The organism is Pseudomonas sp. GB2N2, assembly GCF_054897705.1.
This window is the reverse complement of sequence record NZ_CM142701.1, coordinates 1,861,505-1,878,507: the sequence shown is the minus strand read 5'-3', so window position 1 is coordinate 1,878,507 and position 17,003 is coordinate 1,861,505. Positions and strand designations below refer to the sequence as shown.

At 59.5% G+C, this 17,003-nt stretch carries 16 protein-coding genes; 6 read left to right on the top strand and 10 right to left on the bottom strand.

What is annotated here, in order from left to right:
- Positions 1-97: 97 nt before the first annotated feature.
- A complete protein-coding gene (locus tag ACYZT4_RS08455) occupies positions 98-994 on the top strand; it encodes a LysR family transcriptional regulator (protein ID WP_461986885.1) in 897 nt (298 codons plus the stop codon).
- Between the two features lie 92 nt (positions 995-1,086).
- Here the strand turns inward: ACYZT4_RS08455 and ACYZT4_RS08450 are convergent, their stop codons facing one another.
- Both ACYZT4_RS08450 and ACYZT4_RS08445 read right to left on the bottom strand, forming a co-directional pair.
- Positions 1,087-2,187, bottom strand: a complete 1,101-nt coding sequence (locus tag ACYZT4_RS08450) for a DNA alkylation repair protein (protein WP_461986884.1) — start codon at positions 2,185-2,187, stop codon at positions 1,087-1,089.
- A gap of 60 nt (positions 2,188-2,247) precedes the next feature.
- Positions 2,248-4,056 carry a monovalent cation:proton antiporter-2 (CPA2) family protein gene (locus tag ACYZT4_RS08445; RefSeq protein WP_461986882.1) on the bottom strand — a complete coding sequence of 603 codons (1,809 nt, stop codon included), beginning with the start codon at positions 4,054-4,056 and terminating at the stop codon, positions 2,248-2,250.
- Between the two features lie 288 nt (positions 4,057-4,344).
- Here ACYZT4_RS08445 and ACYZT4_RS08440 point away from each other — a divergent pair, with 288 nt between their 5' ends.
- On the top strand, positions 4,345-4,650 hold the full coding sequence (locus ACYZT4_RS08440) for an RcnB family protein (protein WP_461986881.1): 306 nt from the start codon (positions 4,345-4,347) through the stop codon (positions 4,648-4,650).
- A gap of 116 nt (positions 4,651-4,766) precedes the next feature.
- On the opposite strand, the gene ACYZT4_RS08435 is transcribed toward ACYZT4_RS08440, so the two are convergent.
- Positions 4,767-5,846 (bottom strand): diguanylate cyclase domain-containing protein, encoded by a 1,080-nt coding sequence (locus ACYZT4_RS08435; RefSeq protein WP_461986879.1) that lies wholly within the window; start codon positions 5,844-5,846, stop codon positions 4,767-4,769.
- Between the two features lie 164 nt (positions 5,847-6,010).
- Here ACYZT4_RS08435 and ACYZT4_RS08430 point away from each other — a divergent pair, with 164 nt between their 5' ends.
- Entirely contained in the window at positions 6,011-6,349 is a 339-nt protein-coding gene (locus tag ACYZT4_RS08430; RefSeq protein ID WP_461986877.1) for an FKBP-type peptidyl-prolyl cis-trans isomerase, read from the top strand.
- A gap of 95 nt (positions 6,350-6,444) precedes the next feature.
- Here ACYZT4_RS08430 and ACYZT4_RS08425 read toward each other — a convergent pair whose 3' ends face one another.
- Positions 6,445-6,675 carry a hypothetical protein gene (locus ACYZT4_RS08425; protein ID WP_461986876.1) on the bottom strand — a complete coding sequence of 77 codons (231 nt, stop codon included), beginning with the start codon at positions 6,673-6,675 and terminating at the stop codon, positions 6,445-6,447.
- 393 nt (positions 6,676-7,068) lie between these two features.
- Here ACYZT4_RS08425 and ACYZT4_RS08420 point away from each other — a divergent pair, with 393 nt between their 5' ends.
- Positions 7,069-8,289, top strand: a complete 1,221-nt coding sequence (locus tag ACYZT4_RS08420; RefSeq protein WP_461986874.1) for a putative DNA modification/repair radical SAM protein — start codon at positions 7,069-7,071, stop codon at positions 8,287-8,289.
- The gene (locus ACYZT4_RS08415; protein WP_461986872.1) at positions 8,286-9,128 is read left to right on the top strand and encodes a TIGR03915 family putative DNA repair protein; all 843 of its coding nucleotides are present in this window, start codon (positions 8,286-8,288) and stop codon (positions 9,126-9,128) included. The genes ACYZT4_RS08420 and ACYZT4_RS08415 overlap by 4 nt, the downstream gene beginning before the upstream one ends.
- Positions 9,129-9,182: 54 nt before the next feature.
- Here ACYZT4_RS08415 and ACYZT4_RS08410 read toward each other — a convergent pair whose 3' ends face one another.
- From ACYZT4_RS08410 to ACYZT4_RS08390, 5 genes are all read right to left on the bottom strand, one after another.
- A complete protein-coding gene (locus tag ACYZT4_RS08410; protein WP_461986870.1) occupies positions 9,183-10,202 on the bottom strand; it encodes a branched-chain amino acid aminotransferase in 1,020 nt (339 codons plus the stop codon).
- Between the two features lie 211 nt (positions 10,203-10,413).
- Positions 10,414-11,796 carry a dihydrolipoyl dehydrogenase gene (gene lpdA, locus ACYZT4_RS08405; RefSeq protein ID WP_461986869.1) on the bottom strand — a complete coding sequence of 461 codons (1,383 nt, stop codon included), beginning with the start codon at positions 11,794-11,796 and terminating at the stop codon, positions 10,414-10,416.
- Between the two features lie 11 nt (positions 11,797-11,807).
- Positions 11,808-13,079, bottom strand: coding sequence for a dihydrolipoamide acetyltransferase family protein (locus ACYZT4_RS08400; protein ID WP_461986867.1), 1,272 nt, complete (start codon positions 13,077-13,079; stop codon positions 11,808-11,810).
- Positions 13,080-14,138 carry an alpha-ketoacid dehydrogenase subunit beta gene (locus ACYZT4_RS08395; RefSeq protein WP_461986865.1) on the bottom strand — a complete coding sequence of 353 codons (1,059 nt, stop codon included), beginning with the start codon at positions 14,136-14,138 and terminating at the stop codon, positions 13,080-13,082.
- Between the two features lies 1 nt (position 14,139).
- A complete protein-coding gene (locus ACYZT4_RS08390; RefSeq protein ID WP_461986863.1) occupies positions 14,140-15,375 on the bottom strand; it encodes a thiamine pyrophosphate-dependent enzyme in 1,236 nt (411 codons plus the stop codon).
- Between the two features lie 186 nt (positions 15,376-15,561).
- Between ACYZT4_RS08390 and bkdR the strand changes: the two genes are divergently transcribed.
- Positions 15,562-16,050: a Bkd operon transcriptional regulator BkdR gene (gene bkdR, locus ACYZT4_RS08385; RefSeq protein WP_461986861.1), complete on the top strand. Its 489-nt coding sequence runs from the start codon at positions 15,562-15,564 to the stop codon at positions 16,048-16,050.
- Between the two features lie 66 nt (positions 16,051-16,116).
- Here the strand turns inward: bkdR and ACYZT4_RS08380 are convergent, their stop codons facing one another.
- Positions 16,117-16,980, bottom strand: a complete 864-nt coding sequence (locus ACYZT4_RS08380; protein WP_461986859.1) for an MBL fold metallo-hydrolase — start codon at positions 16,978-16,980, stop codon at positions 16,117-16,119.
- Positions 16,981-17,003 lie beyond the last annotated feature (23 nt).

Sequence of the window (17,003 nt, the reverse complement as noted above, 5' to 3'; positions counted from 1 at the left end):
GTCGTCGGTCATCCTAGTTGTTAGCTTTCGTCAAAAGAATGTTAGTTTTTGCGCAGCCGCTGTGCGTTTTTAAACAGCGTAGCCCTAAGGACGGTTCATGTTCGACTGGAATGACCTGCGGTTTTTTCTCGAGTTGCAGCGCAGCGGGCGTTTGCTCACCGCTGCGCGCCGCCTGAACACCACCCACGCCACCGTGGCGCGGCACATCGAGGCTATCGAAAAGAGTCTCGGCACGGCGCTGTTCGTCCAGCACGCCCAAGGTTACGAGCTGACGCCAGCCGGCGATGCGCTGCTTAAACACGCCGAAGCGATGGAAAACGTGGCGTTACTGGCGCAGGAGGAGATCACCCAATCGACCGCGCCACTGGGCAAGATTCGCGTCGGGGTGACGGAAGGGCTGGGCATCATGTTCCTTGCCAGCCGCATGAAAGGACTGTTCGACCGTTATCCGGGGCTCGAAGTGGAACTGGTCGCGGTGCCGCGCTTCGTCAGTATTCTCAATCGCGAAGCCGAGATCAGCATCCACCTCGAACGCCCGGCCGCCGACATGCTGGTCACGCGCAAACTCACCGACTACCGGCTGGCGCTCTATGCCAGCCAAGCCTATCTCGACCGTTCGCCACCGCTGCGCAGCCGCGAGGACTTGGGGCGTCATGCCTGGATCGGCTACGTCGACGATTTGCTGTTCAGCCAGGAACTGATGTTCCTCAATGGCTTCTGCCGCAACCCGCAGGTGGTCTTCCACACCACCAGCGTCATCGCCCAGCAACAGGCGGCGCGCTCTGGGTTGGGGATCGCGGTGCTGCCGTGCTACATGGCCAGCGCCGATCCGGAACTGGTGCCGCTATTACCAGATGAAAGCATCCAGCGCAGCTACTGGATCAGCACCCGCCGCGAACTGCACAAGGCAGTGCGGCTGCGGGTGCTGTGGGATTACGTGGTGGAGTTGTGTGAGCGCGAGCAAAATTTACTGCTCGGCCCCAACACTTTGTAGGCGCCGGCTTGCCGACGATGGCGGCCTTGAAATTGGTGCAAGACTCAAGGGACCCATCGCCGGCACGCCGAGCTTCTACAGGGGGGGGTGTTTCAAGGGAGGATTTCGAAGGCTGTACTCGCGAGGCGTTCGCCGTTCACCAGAATGTGTACGGCGTGCCGGCCAGCGTAGTGCCTGCGGGTAGTCAGTTCCTTGATGTGCTGGCCACGGGCAACAGACTCGGTCGCTTTGCCCGGCAACGTCAGCGCCTTGAGCTTGAACACCTTCGCCGAGGTGCGGCCGTTGGCCTTGACGTAATCGATGGCGTAATCGATCACCAGCCGCTGACTGTCCTCGACCGTGGATTTCACCTTGAAGGACAAGGTGATTTTCTCCCCCAGACCAATTACCGCCGGTTCAACCTTCACGTTCGTGATTTCGACTTCGGGTTTGCCACCCGCACCGATAATCGCTAACGCGCGCTGATTGCCCTGTTTGATCAAGCTGCGCAGGGCATGCCTGGCGATCCATGCGGTGTGTATGTTTTCCAGCGACCAGCCCTCGATCAGCTCCAGCACCCAGTCGGGATGGTCCTTGGTGATGTCATTGAGGTGGTTGGCCACCGACTTGCGTACATACAGGCTGTTGTCCGCCTTGAGGTTGTCGAGGATCGCGGCGGCGAGGGTCGGATCGGCCTGGATCTGTTCCAGTCGGAATGACCACGGCAGGCGCGGGCGGCAGCCTTCGCTGGCGAGGCGCCGGACATGTTCGTTGTCATCCTGCGACCAGGCGCGCATCACCGCCAATGTGCGCTCAAGATCACTGCGCAGGAAATAGCGGATCGCGAATTCAGCGGAGCCAAAGGTGGTGAAGTATTTGAGCGCGTCCATGGACGGTTCGAACGCATGGCCGCCGTAGGTGGCGACGTGATGCGGCAGGGAAATGCAGACGAAACCGCTGTTCAGGCGCGGGGCGAGGGCGCGCAGCACCTTGAGCGACGCTTCATAGTCCAGCGGCAGCACCGCGTGCAGGCACTCGCTGACCCGGGCCATGCGCTGCATGATCGACAGCTCGGCCAGCCCTTCGTTGGCCATTTTCAGGAAGGCTTTGGCGTTGAAGTCCGGATAGACCGCGGTCATCTCGGTAGCGATATGCTTGAGGCGCTCGGGGTTGAATATTTCCTTGAGGGCGGGGGCGGGTGGATCGGCAGCCATTGTGGATTCCTTTAACATTAATATTGATCCGACTTGCCCGAAGGGGCCCTCACATTCACCTCAATTCTTGCGGGATTCTTCTTCCAGCTGATCAGACTCAAACAGTTTCGCCAATTCCGCCCGGGCTTCCTGCGCGGTTTGCAGCACTTTCGCCGCATCGTCATACACCGCGTGCTGCGCCTCCAGCACCTGCTCATCATGGTGTTTGAAGCGCTTGATCCGCGCATCCGCCTGGGCCTGGGTCAGACCCAATCCCACCAGGGTCCGCCGGCTCATTTCCAGGCTCGAATAGTAGGTTTCGCGAATCGCCTCAGCGCCCAGGTCCACCAAGCGGTGCACATGCTGGCGGTTGCGGGCGCGGGCGATGATCTTGATGTGCGGGTACAGCCGGTGCACCACCTCGGCGGTCTTGATGTTGGTGTCCGGGTCATCGGTGGCGATGATGAAATATTCAGCCTGCTCGACCTTGGCCGCGCTGAGGATTTCCGGGCGCATCGGGTCGCCGTAGAACACCGGCACGCCGCCAAAACTGCGTGACAGCTCGATGGTTTCCACCGAGGTGTCAAGGGCAACGAACTTGATGTTCTGCGCCCGCAGGATCCGCGCGACGATCTGACCCATCCGGCCCATACCGGCGATCACCACGCGCGGCTCGTCGGTGTCGATCTCGCGGAATTTCTCCGGCACCACCACCGGTTGCACCTTCGGGGTGACCAGGCGGGCGCAGATCAGCAGCAACAGCGGCGTCACGGCCATCGACAGGGTAATTGTCAGCACCAGCAGATCGTACAGGCGCGGCTCAAACAGGCCTTGATCACGGCCGATCTTGAACACCACAAACGCGAACTCACCCCCCGCCGCCAGGACGATCCCGAGTCGAATCGCACTGACCTTGCCCAATCCCCCGGCCAGTCGACCGACGACAAACAGCAGCGGCAGCTTGATGCCGATCAGCAGCAGGGTCAGCCCCAGCACCGTGATCGGCGCGCTGACCAGCAAACTCAGGTTCGCGCCCATGCCGACGCTGATGAAAAACAACCCCAGCAGCAAACCCTTGAACGGTTCGATCTGCGCTTCCAGTTCGTGGCGGTACTCCGAGTCGGCCAGCAGCAACCCGGCGAGGAACGCGCCGAGCGCCATGGACACGCCGACCAGGTCCATCAGCCACGCGGTGCCGATCACCACCAGCAACGCCGTCGCCGTGGAGACTTCCGGCAGCCCGGACTTTGCCACCACGCGGAACACCGGTCGCAACAGGTAGCGTCCGCCAATCACCACCACGGCGATGCTGCCCAGAACCCGCAAACCGTGGTTCAAATCATCGGCGGCAGTGCTGGTGTGATCGCCGCCCGCCAGCAACGGCACCATGGCGATCAGCGGGATCGCGGCGATGTCCTGGAACAACAGAATCGCAAACGCCAGCCGCCCGTGCGGGCTGGTCAGTTCCTTGCGCTCGGCCAGGCTTTGCAGGCCAAACGCGGTGGAGGACAAGGCCAGGCCGAGGCCGAGCACGATCGCACTGTTCAATGGTTGGCCAAACACGAACAACGCCAGCACGCCAATCACCGTGCCGGTCAGCAATACCTGCGCCAGGCCGACGCCAAACACCGATTTGCGCATCACCCACAAGCGCCGGGGTGACAGCTCCAGGCCGATGATGAACAGCAGCAACACCACGCCAAGCTCGGAGAAATGGCTGACGCTTTGCGGGTTGCCGATCAGGCCGAGCACCGAAGGGCCGATGATCACGCCGGCAAACAGATAGCCCAGCACCGCCCCCAATTGCAGGCGCTTGGCCAAAGGAACGGTGAGCACCGCCGCGAACAGAAACACGACAGCGGCTTGCAACAGGTTGCCTTCATGGGGCATGGCGAAACTCCAGAACTCGGTACGGCGGGGGGCACAAGGATAAAGGGTGAGGCTTGATGCGTCAGCCTGAACATGAGGCGTTGACTGATCTATTGCCATTGAAATGTTAATTGCATAATTGGCATGCATTGATGTGTGAAGCGGATCGATGCATTTACTGCCTTTGCTGCTCCAGGCATCTCCGACACTCCCGTACAGTCCTGCGCAGAATGATCGCAACAGTAAGGAATGATTTATCGCGGCCGCAGTCGGAGATGAGGTATCACGTCATTACTGGAGAATCACCCGATGAACAGCAAGACCTTTATCGCCAGCCTCGCCCTCGTGGCAGGCATCGCCGCTATCAGCCCGATCGTTCAAGCCGCAGAGCCGCAGAAAACTGTCCAGCCCGGCGTCAATAATTCCCGCCAACTGGTGGTCGGCGACCGCGCGCCGGATGTTTATCAACGCAGTGAGAAGGCTATCGGCAACTGGAAAGCGAAGGGCCTGAAGGCGCCGAAAGATAATGCTCAGTGGGTGCAGATCAACGGCAAGTACATGATGGTGATGATTACTAACGGAACGATTCTGGACGTCACGCCGGTGGAGCGGTAGGCCGTCAGTAACAATTGGCCATGGAAGGCCGGTTGGAATCGTACGGTGTTCCGGCAAAGCTCGCGGCGATTTTGTTGACTGGATGTCAGGAGCATTTCGGCAGACGCAACGTCTGATCAGGGTTGCTCGACCCTACTATGACTCAACGTCTGCTCGCCCAATCGATACTGATTATTCCCACTGCGCTTGGCCTCGTACATCGCCAGATCCGCGATATGAATCAACCGGTCCATGCTCGGCGCATGGTCCGGGAACACCGCGACGCCGAGGCTGGTGCCGATGTGGCGCTGGTCGTTGCCGATGGTCACGGGCGGTGAGAGTTCGACGAAGATCTTCTGGCAGATGCGCCGGGCTTCGTCTTGCAGGCTGGTGCCTTGCGCCAGGCCCTGGAGGATGACCACGAATTCGTCGCCACCGATGCGGGCGACGGTGTCGGTGGCGCGCAGGATGCGTTTCAGTCGGGTGGCGGTGGTGACGAGGACTCGGTCGCCGGCCGCATGGCCATAAAGGTCGTTGATCGCCTTGAAACCATTAAGGTCGACAAACACCAGCGCCACTCGCGTACCACTCACACGCGCCTGTTCCAGCGCTTCGGACAGGCGTTCTTCAAGCACCAGGCGGTTGGGCAGGCCGGTCAGCGGGTCGAAATGCGCCAAGTGCTGCAAGTAGCTGGCGGAGGCTTTTTCCTCGGTGATGTCGCGCACCACACCCATCATCTTGGTGGTTTCATCGTGGTCGTTCTTCACCACATTGCCGGTCTCGCGCAGCCAGCGAATGGTGCCGTCGGGCCAGATCACCCGGTATTCCTCGTCATGATTGTCGCCGGTTTCCAGGCACCGCAGCTCGCCAGCCCGCACCTTGACCCGGTCATCCGGGTGAACACAGGCGCAAAACAAGGCGTAAGAGGGCGTCACTTCGCCGATCTTGAAGCCGAACATGCCGTAGATCGCGTCTGACCAATAGAGGCGATCGGTGTCGACATCCCAGTCCCACGTGCCGATGCGCGCGAAGTATTGGCTGCGTTTGAAGCGTTCGGCGTCGCCGTCCTGGTGGACGTTCTGCCCTTCAGACAGCTGGGTAATCAGCGCGCGACAGTCGCCTATCTGCTCGCGCAACGAGCGCTCGCGAACGATCAGCGCGATGATCAAGGCAAGCAGCAACGAGCCAATGGCTGCGCCGGTCCAGACGTCAATCATTCAAAGGTTGCCATCGTGGCGTTTTGATCCCGGGTGAAGGTGGTGCTTATCTTAGTTCACGGCTGATCCCGGAAACAGGTCATACGGGTTGCCAATCGCCCGTGTTTCTGGGAAAACGACGCCCATGACGCGCGGTTGGGCGAGTGAACAATAGAGTGAACGTTATGAATGATGAACTGCAGGTAATCGATCTTGAAGCGGGCGACGGCAAAGCAGCGGTCAAAGGAGCGCTGATCACTACCCAGTATCGCGGCTGGCTGGAGGACGGCAGCGAATTCGATTCTTCCTACAGCCGCGGCAAACCTTTTCAGTGCGTGATCGGCACCGGGCGTGTGATCAAAGGCTGGGATCAGGGAATCATCGGGATGCAGGTGGGCGGCAAGCGCAAGTTGCTGGTGCCGGCGCATCTGGGGTATGGCGAGCGCACGATGAGTTCGATTCCGCCGAATTCGAATCTGGTGTTCGAGATTGAATTGCTGGAAGTGCTGACTCGGGATGATTGAATGGCTGGGTGTGATCTGAAATGACGCAACCGCCAAATTCTAAAAAATGGCGGTCATGTCTTGGCGTAAGGGTTTTCAAATTCCGGTTCAGCGGGTCAGATGAACATTTCAACATCATCAAGTGTGTCAGCAACGAGCGCTTCAAGTGCCGGGTATTTTGCCTTTACGGTATTGAGGGCGGGAATCACGGAGTTCATATCGAGCTCACCCTGTTTTCTGGCTATATGACTGAGAGCGGTGACAGTCGATGCCACGATGCGCTCATTGTCGGGGTCGAGATGTTTCAAGCAAATGGTCTGAGCCCAGGTTCTGTCTTGCTCATTCAAGCCAATAGAAACCAGCGCAGTGACTATTAGTCGACCTTTTTCGCCTTGAACAATGTGTTTTTCATATCTTGAGGGCGTTTATCCCAAGGTCTGACAGGGCCGTGGTAAACATCACCTCCCGTACGATCAAAGACGAAAACGCTTTGTTATTTTCCCAGGCGCCATCGCCGGCAATCCGAACTCCTACGGTTTATGCGTCAACCCACAATCCGGGTTTTGTAATTAAGAAGGTGAAAAGATCGCCGCCTTCGGCAGCACCTACGGAATGGGTGCAGGTGCTGGCGAAGCTTGCGATCTTTTGATTCTGGCTTATCGACCAAGGGTCGTTTGATGGCTTGTACGTGTATGGCGGAATCTATACTGTATATCTACCCAGTATAAGGCGTGCCCCCCATGGAACTCATCGACAAGCTCAGCATTCTCGCCGACGCCGCCAAGTACGACGCGTCCTGCGCCAGCAGCGGTGCGCCGAAGCGCAGCTCCGAGGGCAAGAGCGGGCTGGGCGCCACCAATGGCATGGGCATTTGCCACAGCTATACGCCAGACGGGCGATGCGTGTCGTTGCTGAAAGTCCTGCTGACCAACTTCTGTCTTTACGACTGCCAATACTGCGTTAATCGCCGCTCCAGCGACGTGCCCCGGGCGCGATTCACGCCGGAAGAAGTGGTGACGCTGACCCTGGATTTCTACCGGCGCAACTGCGTCAGCGGGCTGTTTCTCAGTTCCGGGATCATTCGCTCGGCGGACTACACCATGGAGCAGTTGATCCGCGTTGCGAAACTGCTGCGCGAAGACCATGAGTTTCGCGGCTACATCCACCTCAAGACCATTCCCGAGGCCGACCCGGCGCTGATTGAGGAAGCAGGGCGCTACGCCGACCGCTTGAGCGTCAACATCGAATTGCCCACCGACGCCAGCCTGCAAACCCTGGCCCCTGAAAAACAGCTCGGCTCAATCAAGCAAGCAATGCAGACGATTTACACCGGCGAACAAACCGTCCTCAACGAGCCGCGTGCACCGAAATTCGCTCCGGCCGGGCAGAGCACGCAGATGATTGTCGGCGCGGATGACACCGACGACAGCACCATTCTCCACAGTGCCCAGGCCCTGTATGGCAACTACAAATTGCGTCGGGTCTATTACTCGGCGTTCAGTCCGATCCCCAACAGCCCGAAGAGCGTGCCCCTGGCCGCTCCGCCGCTGATGCGCGAGCACCGCTTGTATCAGGCCGATTTCCTGTTGCGCAGTTACGGCTTCACCGCTGGCGAACTGTTCAAGGGCCCGGGGCATCTGGCGCTGGACATCGATCCCAAGCTGGCTTGGGCACTGGAAAATCGGGAGATATTTCCGCTGGATCTCAATCGCGCCGAAGCGTCGTTGATCTCTCGAATCCCTGGTATCGGCCTGCGCACCACCGAGAGGTTGGTGGAACTGCGTCAACAACGGCGTATTCGCTACGAAGACCTGGCTCGGATGCGTTGTGTGCTGGCTAAAGCCAAACCGTTTTTCATCACCAGTGACTACCACCCGCAGCAGGCCGAGGTGACCAGTCATATGCTGTATCAACAGTTGCGCGACCGGCCGCAACCTCTGCAAATGGGGCTGTGGGGATGATCACTCTGGATTGCGACGACCTGTTCGACACTTGGCGACACCAGGCCCGCTGGCTGCTGAGTCATGAAATCGATCCAAGCCGGGTGAGTTGGGCCAGCGAAGGTGTGGCGGACCTTTTCGCCAGCGATGAATCTTTGCCTGAAACCCAGGGGCCGTTTTTGGCGCGAATCCCGCGAGTGTTGCTCGATACCCTTGAACGTGCGGGCCGCTACCGTGGCGATCAACGTTGGAGTTTGCTGTATGAAGTGTTATGGCGTGTCAGCCATGGCGACCGTACAGCGATGATGGCGGGGGACAAGTTAGGTAGTGAATTACAGAGAAGAATCAAACAGATACAGCGTGAAGCTCATCACTTACATGCGTTCGTTCGATTTGTCGAATTGCCAGATAATAGGGGCCCGCACTACGTTGCCTGGCATGAACCGGCCCATGACATCCTGCAAAGTGCCAGCGAACACTTTATCGGTCGGATGGGAAAACATCGCTGGTTGATCGCTACGCCTCGGGATGGGGTTTATTACGACGGCGAACACTTGATCCACCAGCGCCAGTGCCCGGTTGGATGGCAGCAGATGGCGCAAAGCGTCGATGACCCACACGGCGACATGTGGCTGACATATTACAGCCACATCTTCAATCCGGCGCGGCTGAACCCGAAAGTCATGCAGGGGCATCTTCCTGCGCGATTCTGGAAAAACCTGCCGGAAGGCGCGCTGATTCCGGGATTGATTACCCAGGCTCGAACCGGCAAACAACAGGATGGGCAGGCAATCGGTATCAAGGGCAGGGGTGGCAAACGTATTAAACAGGGCGATGCGGAACGTGGCCATGGCGCGTAAAAAAAGCCCCCCAACGCCAATGCGATGGAGGGCTCCTGTGTCGCGGATGTCAGGTCAAACCTTGACGATCCAGCCCGCTGGCGCTTCGATGTCGCCAGTCTGTACGCCAGTCAGCTCTTTGTAGAGCTTCTGGGTGACCGGGCCGACTTCGGTTTCGCTGTGGAACACATGCAGGTGATCGTTGTAGCTGATGCCACCGATCGGGGTAATCACGGCGGCCGTACCGCAGGCGCCGGCTTCCTTGAAGTCGGACAGCTTGTCGATCAGCACGTCACCTTCGATCACTTCCAGACCCAGACGCGATTTGGCCAATTCGATCAGCGACAGACGGGTGATGCCTGGCAGTACCGACGGCGAGTTCGGGGTCACGAACTTGTTGTCGTGAGTGATCCCGAAGAAGTTGGCCGAACCGACTTCCTCGATTTTCGTGTGGGTCATTGGGTCCAGGTAGATGCAGTCAGCGAAGTGCGCCTTCTTGGCCTGGGAGCCAGGCATCAAACTGGCGGCGTAGTTACCACCGACCTTGGCTGCGCCGGTGCCCTGTGGGGCGGCACGGTCGAAACTGGATATCAGGAAGTTGTGCGGGGTCAGGCCGCCCTTGAAGTAGGCGCCGACCGGGATGCAGAAGATCGAGAAGATGAACTCGGGTGCAGTGCGCACGCCGATGTTGTCACCGACGCCGATCACGAACGGGCGCAGATACAGCGCGCCGCCGGTGCCGTAAGGCGGGATGAAACGTTCGTTGGCGCGGACGACGTCCTTGCAGGCTTCGATGAACTGCTCGGTTTCGACGAACGGCATCAGCAGGCGTGCGCAGCTGCGCTGCATGCGCAGGGCATTCTGGTCCGGGCGGAACAGGTTGATCGAGCCGTCCTTGCAACGATAGGCCTTCATGCCTTCGAAGCATTGCTGGCCATAGTGAAGGGCAGTCGAGCCCTCGCTGATGTGCAGCACATTGTCTTCGGTCAGGGTGCCTGCGTCCCACTCACCATTGCGATAGTGCGAGAGATAGCGCTTGTCTGTCTTGATGTAATCAAAACCCAGCTTGTCCCAATTGATGCTTTCGTTACCCATGACACCCTCTATCACTGAACAACCGCCGAAACGGTTCAAGGCTTCTGACGTTTTTTGGATGGGGACAACAATACTTCATTCCGGGCCTGTTTCGCAGCCTGGAATGCAATCCTTGTGGGAGCCGGCTTGCCGGCGATTGAGACGATGCGATGTGCCAGACATACCGCCATCGCCGGCAAACCGACTCCCACAGTTCGGCATAGCTTTGGTTCTAAAGGTGCAACGCGTGGCCAAGAGCCCGCAACGCCGCTTCCTGCACCGCTTCACCCAACGTTGGATGCGCATGAATGGTGCCGGCGATGTCTTCCAGGCGAGCGCCCATTTCCAGGCTCTGGCCAAACGCCGTCGACAACTCCGAAACACCCACACCAACGGCCTGCCAGCCAACAATCACGTGATTGTCCCGACGAGCGACGAGCCGCACGAAGCCGCTTTTCGACTCCAGCGTCATTGCCCGACCGTTAGCCGCGAACGGGAAGCTCGAAACGATGCAATCCAAACCCGCCGCCCTGGCGTCATCCGGAGTCTTGCCGACGACCACCAGTTCCGGGTCGGTAAAGCACACGGCGGCAATCGCGGTAGGGTTGAATTCGCGGGATTTACCGCTGATCAGCTCGGCCACCATCTCGCCTTGGGCCATGGCCCGGTGCGCGAGCATCGGTTCGCCACTCAGGTCGCCGATGGCGTAGACGTTGCGCATGCTGGTCTGGCAGCGATTATCGATCTTGATTGCCGAACCGTTCATGTCCAGATTCAGCGCTTCGAGGTTCCAGCCTTGGGTGTTGGGTTTGCGGCCAACGGCGACCAGCACCTGATCGGTTTCCAAGGTCAGGGTGTCGCCGTTTGGTTGCAGAACCTGCAAGGTATTTTCACTAGAATCAAAGCCTTGAACGCTATGCTTCAAGTAAAGTTTCACCCCGAGTTTTTTCAATTCATCGTGAACAGGCTGGGTCAGTTCAGCATCATAGGCCGGCAGGACGCGATCCTGAGTCTCGACCACGCTGACCTCGGCACCGAGCTTGCGATAGGCGATGCCCAGCTCCAGACCGATATATCCGCCACCGACCACCACCAGCCGTTTAGGTACAGCAGCAGGCGCCAGGGCTTCGGTGGAGGAGATGATTGGCCCGCCAATCGGCAGCATGGGCAAGTTCACACTTTTCGAGCCGGTGGCCAGCACCAGATGTTCGCACTGGATTCGCGTGTCGCCGACGTCAACGGTCTTTCCGTCGATCACCTTGGCCCAGCCTTGAATGACCTGAACCTTGTTTTTCTTCAGCAGCGTCGCGACACCGGTGGTCAGGCGATCGACGATGCCATCCTTCCATTCGACGCTTTTGCTGATGTCGAGGCTCGGCGCCGAGACGCTGATGCCCAATGCCGAGTGTTGGCTGTGGTGCTGCGTCTGGTGAAACTGCTCGGCAACGTGAATCAAGGCTTTCGAAGGAATGCAGCCGATGTTCAGGCACGTACCGCCCAGCGATTCGCCTTCGACCAGAATGGTCGAGATGCCCAACTGACCGGCACGAATTGCCGTGACATAACCGCCAGGGCCGCCGCCGATGATAAGTAGCGTTGTGTTCAAGGTTTGCATGCCTGCTCCAGTTAAAAAGAGTCCACAAACAGGGTGGCGGGTTGTTCGATCAGACCACGAATAGCCTGGATGAATTGCGCCGCGTCCATGCCATCGACCACGCGGTGATCGAAGGAACTGGAGAGGTTCATCATCTTGCGTATCACGATCTGGCCTTTGACCACCATCGGGCGTTCGACGATTTTGTTGACGCCGACGATCGCCACTTCCGGCAGGTTCAACACCGGGGTGCTGACGATGCCGCCTAACGCGCCGAGGCTGGTCAGGGTGATGCTGGAGCCTGACAACTCATCGCGGCTGGCCTTGCCAGCGCGGGCGGCAGTGGCCAGACGGGAAATTTCGCCAGCGTTGTCCCACAGGCTGCGGGCTTCGGCGTGACGCACCACCGGCACCATCAAACCGATGTCGGCCTGAGTGGCGATGCCGACATGCACCGCGCCAAGGCGGGTGATGACCTGGGCTTCGTCATCGTAACGGGCGTTGATCTGCGGGAAATCGCGCAACGCGACGACCAGCGCACGCACCAGGAAAGGCAGCAACGTCAACTTGCCGCGCGTGGCACCGTGTTTTTCGTTGAGGTGCGCGCGCAGTTCTTCCACGGCGGTGACGTCGATTTCTTCGACATAACTGAAGTGAGCGGCGCGCTGCGTGGCGTCCTGCATGCGTTGGGCGATCTTGCGGCGCATGCCGATCACCGGGATTTGCTCTTCGTCGTGGCGCTGGGTGTAAGCGCTGGCGACGGTCGAAGCGTTCGACTGACCTTGCGCGAGATAGGCGTCGAGGTCGTCGTGCAGGACGCGACCGGCCGGGCCGGTGCCGCGCACCAGACGCAACTGGATACCCAGATCAAGCGCATGCTTGCGCACGGCCGGGGAAGCCAGCGGGCGTTCATCAGCTTCGCGAGCGACCATTGGGCCTTGGCAAACGGCCGCACGCGGCGCCGCGACTGGTTTGCTGGCAACCACGGCTTCGGCTTTCGGCGCCGGCGCTGCTTGCGCAGCGGCAACCACAGGCTGAGCCGACGCTTTAACGTTACCCGCGCCTTCAACTTCAATGCTGATGAGGATGCTGCCAACGGCCATGACTTCGCCCGGTACACCGCCCAGCGCGATCACCTTGCCATGTACCGGCGAAGGGATGTCGACCATGGCCTTGTCGGTCATCACATCGGCCAGTACCTGATCCTCGACGACCATGTCGCCGACCTTGACGTGCCACACCGACAATTCAACTTCTGCAATGCCTTCACCAATGTCCGGCATTTTAATAACGTGCGTGCCCATTCAGACCTCCATAACCCGATGCAAAGCCGCGCCCACTCGGGTCGGGCCAGGGAAATACGCCCACTCTTGCGCGTGCGGGTAGGGAGTGTCCCAACCGGTGACGCGTTCGATTGGCGCTTCCAGGTAGTGGAAGCAGTGCTCTTGCACCAAGGCAGCCAGTTCGGCGCCGAAACCGCAGGTCCGGGTCGCTTCGTGAACGATCACGCAGCGGCCGGTTTTCTTCACTGACTTGACGATGGTTTCCAGGTCCAGCGGCCAAAGGCTCCGCAGGTCGATGACTTCAGCGTCGATCCCGGTTTCTTCCGCAGCGACTTGCGACACATAAACGGTGGTGCCGTAGGTGAGGATGGTCACGTCCTTGCCCGGGCGCGCAATGGCGGCAACGTCCAGCGGTACGGTGTAATAACCGTCCGGCACTTGTGCGGCGGGGTGTTTCGACCACGGGGTGACCGGGCGATCGTGATGGCCATCGAACGGGCCGTTGTACAGGCGTTTGGGCTCGAGGAAGATCACCGGGTCATCGTTTTCGATGGATGCGATCAGCAAACCCTTGGCGTCGTATGGGTTGGACGGCATCACCGTGCGCAAACCGCAGACCTGGGTGAACATCGCCTCGATGCTCTGGCTGTGAGTCTGGCCGCCATAGATGCCTCCGCCGCAAGGCATACGCAGGGTCATCGGGGCGGTGAACTCGCCGGCCGAGCGATAGCGCAGACGGGCGGCTTCGGAAATGATCTGGTCCGACGCCGGGTAAACATAATCGGCGAACTGAATCTCGGCGACCGGACGCAAACCGTAGGCGCCCATGCCCACCGCCACACCGACGATCCCGCTTTCGGAGATTGGCGCGTCAAACACGCGGGAAGTGCCGTATTTGCTCTGCAGGCCTTCGGTGCAGCGGAACACGCCGCCGAAATAGCCGACGTCCTGACCAAACACCACCACGTTGTCATCACGTTCAAGCATCACATCCATGGCCGAGCGCAGGGCCTGGATCATGGTCATGGTGGTCGTGGTCATGGCGGTTTCCGGCTGAATATTGTTGTTGTGATCGTTCATGTCAGATCCCCAACTCTTGACGCTGGCGCTTCAAGTGCTCCGGCATCTCTTTATAAACGTCTTCGAACATGGTCGCGGCGCTTGGAATCTGGCCGCCGGCGAGGGTGCCGTATTGCTCGGCTTCCTTCTGCGCGGCGATCACTTCGGCTTCCAGTTCGGCGCTGACGGCGACGTGTTCCTCTTCGGACCATTGACCGATTTTCACCAGGTGCTGCTTCAGGCGGGCAATCGGATCGCCCAGCGGGAAGTAGCTCCAATCGTCGGCAGGGCGGTATTTCGAAGGATCATCGGAGGTCGAGTGCGGGCCAGCACGGTAGGTGACCCATTCGAGCATGGTCGGGCCGAGGTTGCGGCGGGCACGTTCGGCGGCCCAGGCAGAGGCGGCGTAGACCGCGACGAAATCGTTGCCATCGACCCGCAGGGAGGCAATGCCGCAACCGACGCCGCGTCCGGCGAATGTAGTGGCTTCACCCCCGGCAATCGCCTGGAACGTGGAGATCGCCCACTGGTTGTTGACCACGTTGAGGATCACGGGTGCGCGATAAACGTGGGCGAAGGTCAGGGCGGTGTGGAAGTCGGATTCAGCGGTGGCGCCGTCACCGATCCAGGCCGAGGCGATTTTGGTGTCGCCCTTGATCGCCGAAGCCATGCCCCAGCCCACACCTTGTACGAATTGGGTCGCGAGGTTGCCGGAAATGGTGAAGAAGCCGGAATCCTTGACGGAATACATGATCGGCAGCTGACGGCCCTTGAGCGGATCGCGCTCGTTGGACAGCAACTGGCAGATCAGGCCCACCAGCGGCACTTCACGCGCCATCAGGATGCTTTGCTGGCGATAGGTCGGAAAACACATATCGTCCATGTTCAGGGCCAGGGCCTGCGCGCTGCCGATGGCTTCTTCGCCAAGGCTTTGCATGTAGAACGACATTTTTTTCTGACGCTGGGCGACCACCATGCGGTTGTCGAAGATGCGCGTTTTGAGCATGGCGCGCATGCCTTTACGCAGGATCTCGACCGGTACGCCTTCGGCCCAGGGACCAAGAGCATTGCCCTCATCGTCGAGCACGCGAATCAGGCCCTTGGCCAGGTCGGCGGTGTCGGCGGGCTCTACGTCAATCGCGGGTTTGCGCACCGTGCCGGCGTCGGTCAGACGCAGGTAGGAGAAGTCGGTTTTGCAGCCTGGTCGACCCGAAGGTTCGGGAACGTGCAGGCGCAGCGGTTCGTACGCTTGATTCATGGCTTCTACGCTCGATCTTGTGAATTTCTTGTAGTGAGCTGACCGTCATCCCACGTGTAATGGAAATCTTGTCCTACAAACATCATAGGCCGGGCGCAGGAGAATATTTCTCTCTGTTTCGTTGCGCTGGCGATCATTTGAGGATAAATAATCTTCATAAACATAAAAAACAGGTGGTTTTGTCTCATGCGCAAACTGGACCGTACTGATATTGGCATTCTCAACAGCCTTCAGGAGAACGCGCGCATCACCAACGCCGACCTCGCGCGCTCGGTAAACCTGTCGCCGACGCCGTGTTTCAACCGGGTCAAGGCGATGGAGGAATTGGGGTTGATTCGCGAGCAAGTGACGTTGCTGGACGCGGATTTGCTGGGGCTGCACGTGAACGTGTTCATTCACGTCAGCCTGGAGAAACAGGTCGAAGAAGCATTGGCGCATTTCGAGGAAGCGATCGCGGATCGCCCGGAAGTGATGGAATGTTATTTGATGGCGGGTGATCCGGATTATCTGATCCGGGTGCTGGTGCCGACCATACAGTCGCTGGAACGCTTTATGATGGACTTCCTCACCAAAGTGCCTGGCGTGGCCAATATCCGCTCAAGTTTTGCGCTCAAGCAAGTGCGGTACAAAACCGCGCTGCCCTTGCCGGCGAATGGGATGACGCTAGCGGTTTAGCCAATGATCGTTCCCACGCTCCGCGTGGGAACGCCGCCGGGGACGCTCCGCTTCCCGCTCTAGCGGTCAGAGTTTGTTCAGGGGAATTTTCAGGTAAACGATCCCGTTATCTTCTGCCGGCGGCAAATTCCCCGCCCGCACGTTCACTTGAATCGCCGGCAACAACAGCGTGGGCATCCCCAGTCCGGCATCGCGCTCGGTGCGCATGGCGACGAACGCGATTTCATCGATGCCGTCACGAACATGAATGTTGTTTTTGCGTTGCTCGCCCACCGTAGTCTGGCAGTGTGACTCACGGCCCTCCGGCGGATAGTCGTGGCACACGTAAAGCTGAACGCTTGCCGGAAACGCCAATATTTTCTGGATCGAGGCAAACAACTGGTTGGCATCGCCGCCGGGAAAGTCGCAGCGCGCCGTCCCCACATCCGGCATGAACAGCGTGTCGCCCACCAGCATCACATCACTGTCGATCAGGTAAGCCATGTCCGCTGGCGTATGGCCGGGCACGTGCAGCGCCGTGGCCTTAAGGTTGCCGATCAGGAATGATTCGTCCGGGGCGAACAGATGATCGAACTGCGAACCGTCCACGGCAAATTCCGGCTCAAGGTTGAACAAGCCCTTGAACACGCCCTGCACCTTGCTGATCGATTGCCCAATCGCAATTCGCCCGCCCAATTCACGTCGCAGATAGGGCGCGGCGGAGAGGTGATCGGCATGGGCGTGGGTTTCCAGCAGCCATTGCACCTTCAAGCGGTGCTCGCGGACGAAGGCAACGATCTTGCCGGCCTGGAGCGTAGCGGTGTGCCCGGCGGCCGGGTCGTAATCCAGCACCGGGTCGACGATCGCACACTGGCCGCCGTCGGCTTCGTAGATCACGTAACTGTAGGTCGACGAGGCGGGGTCGAGGAAGGCTTCAATCAAGGCAGGCATGGTGGCCGTTTCTTTTGGGACAA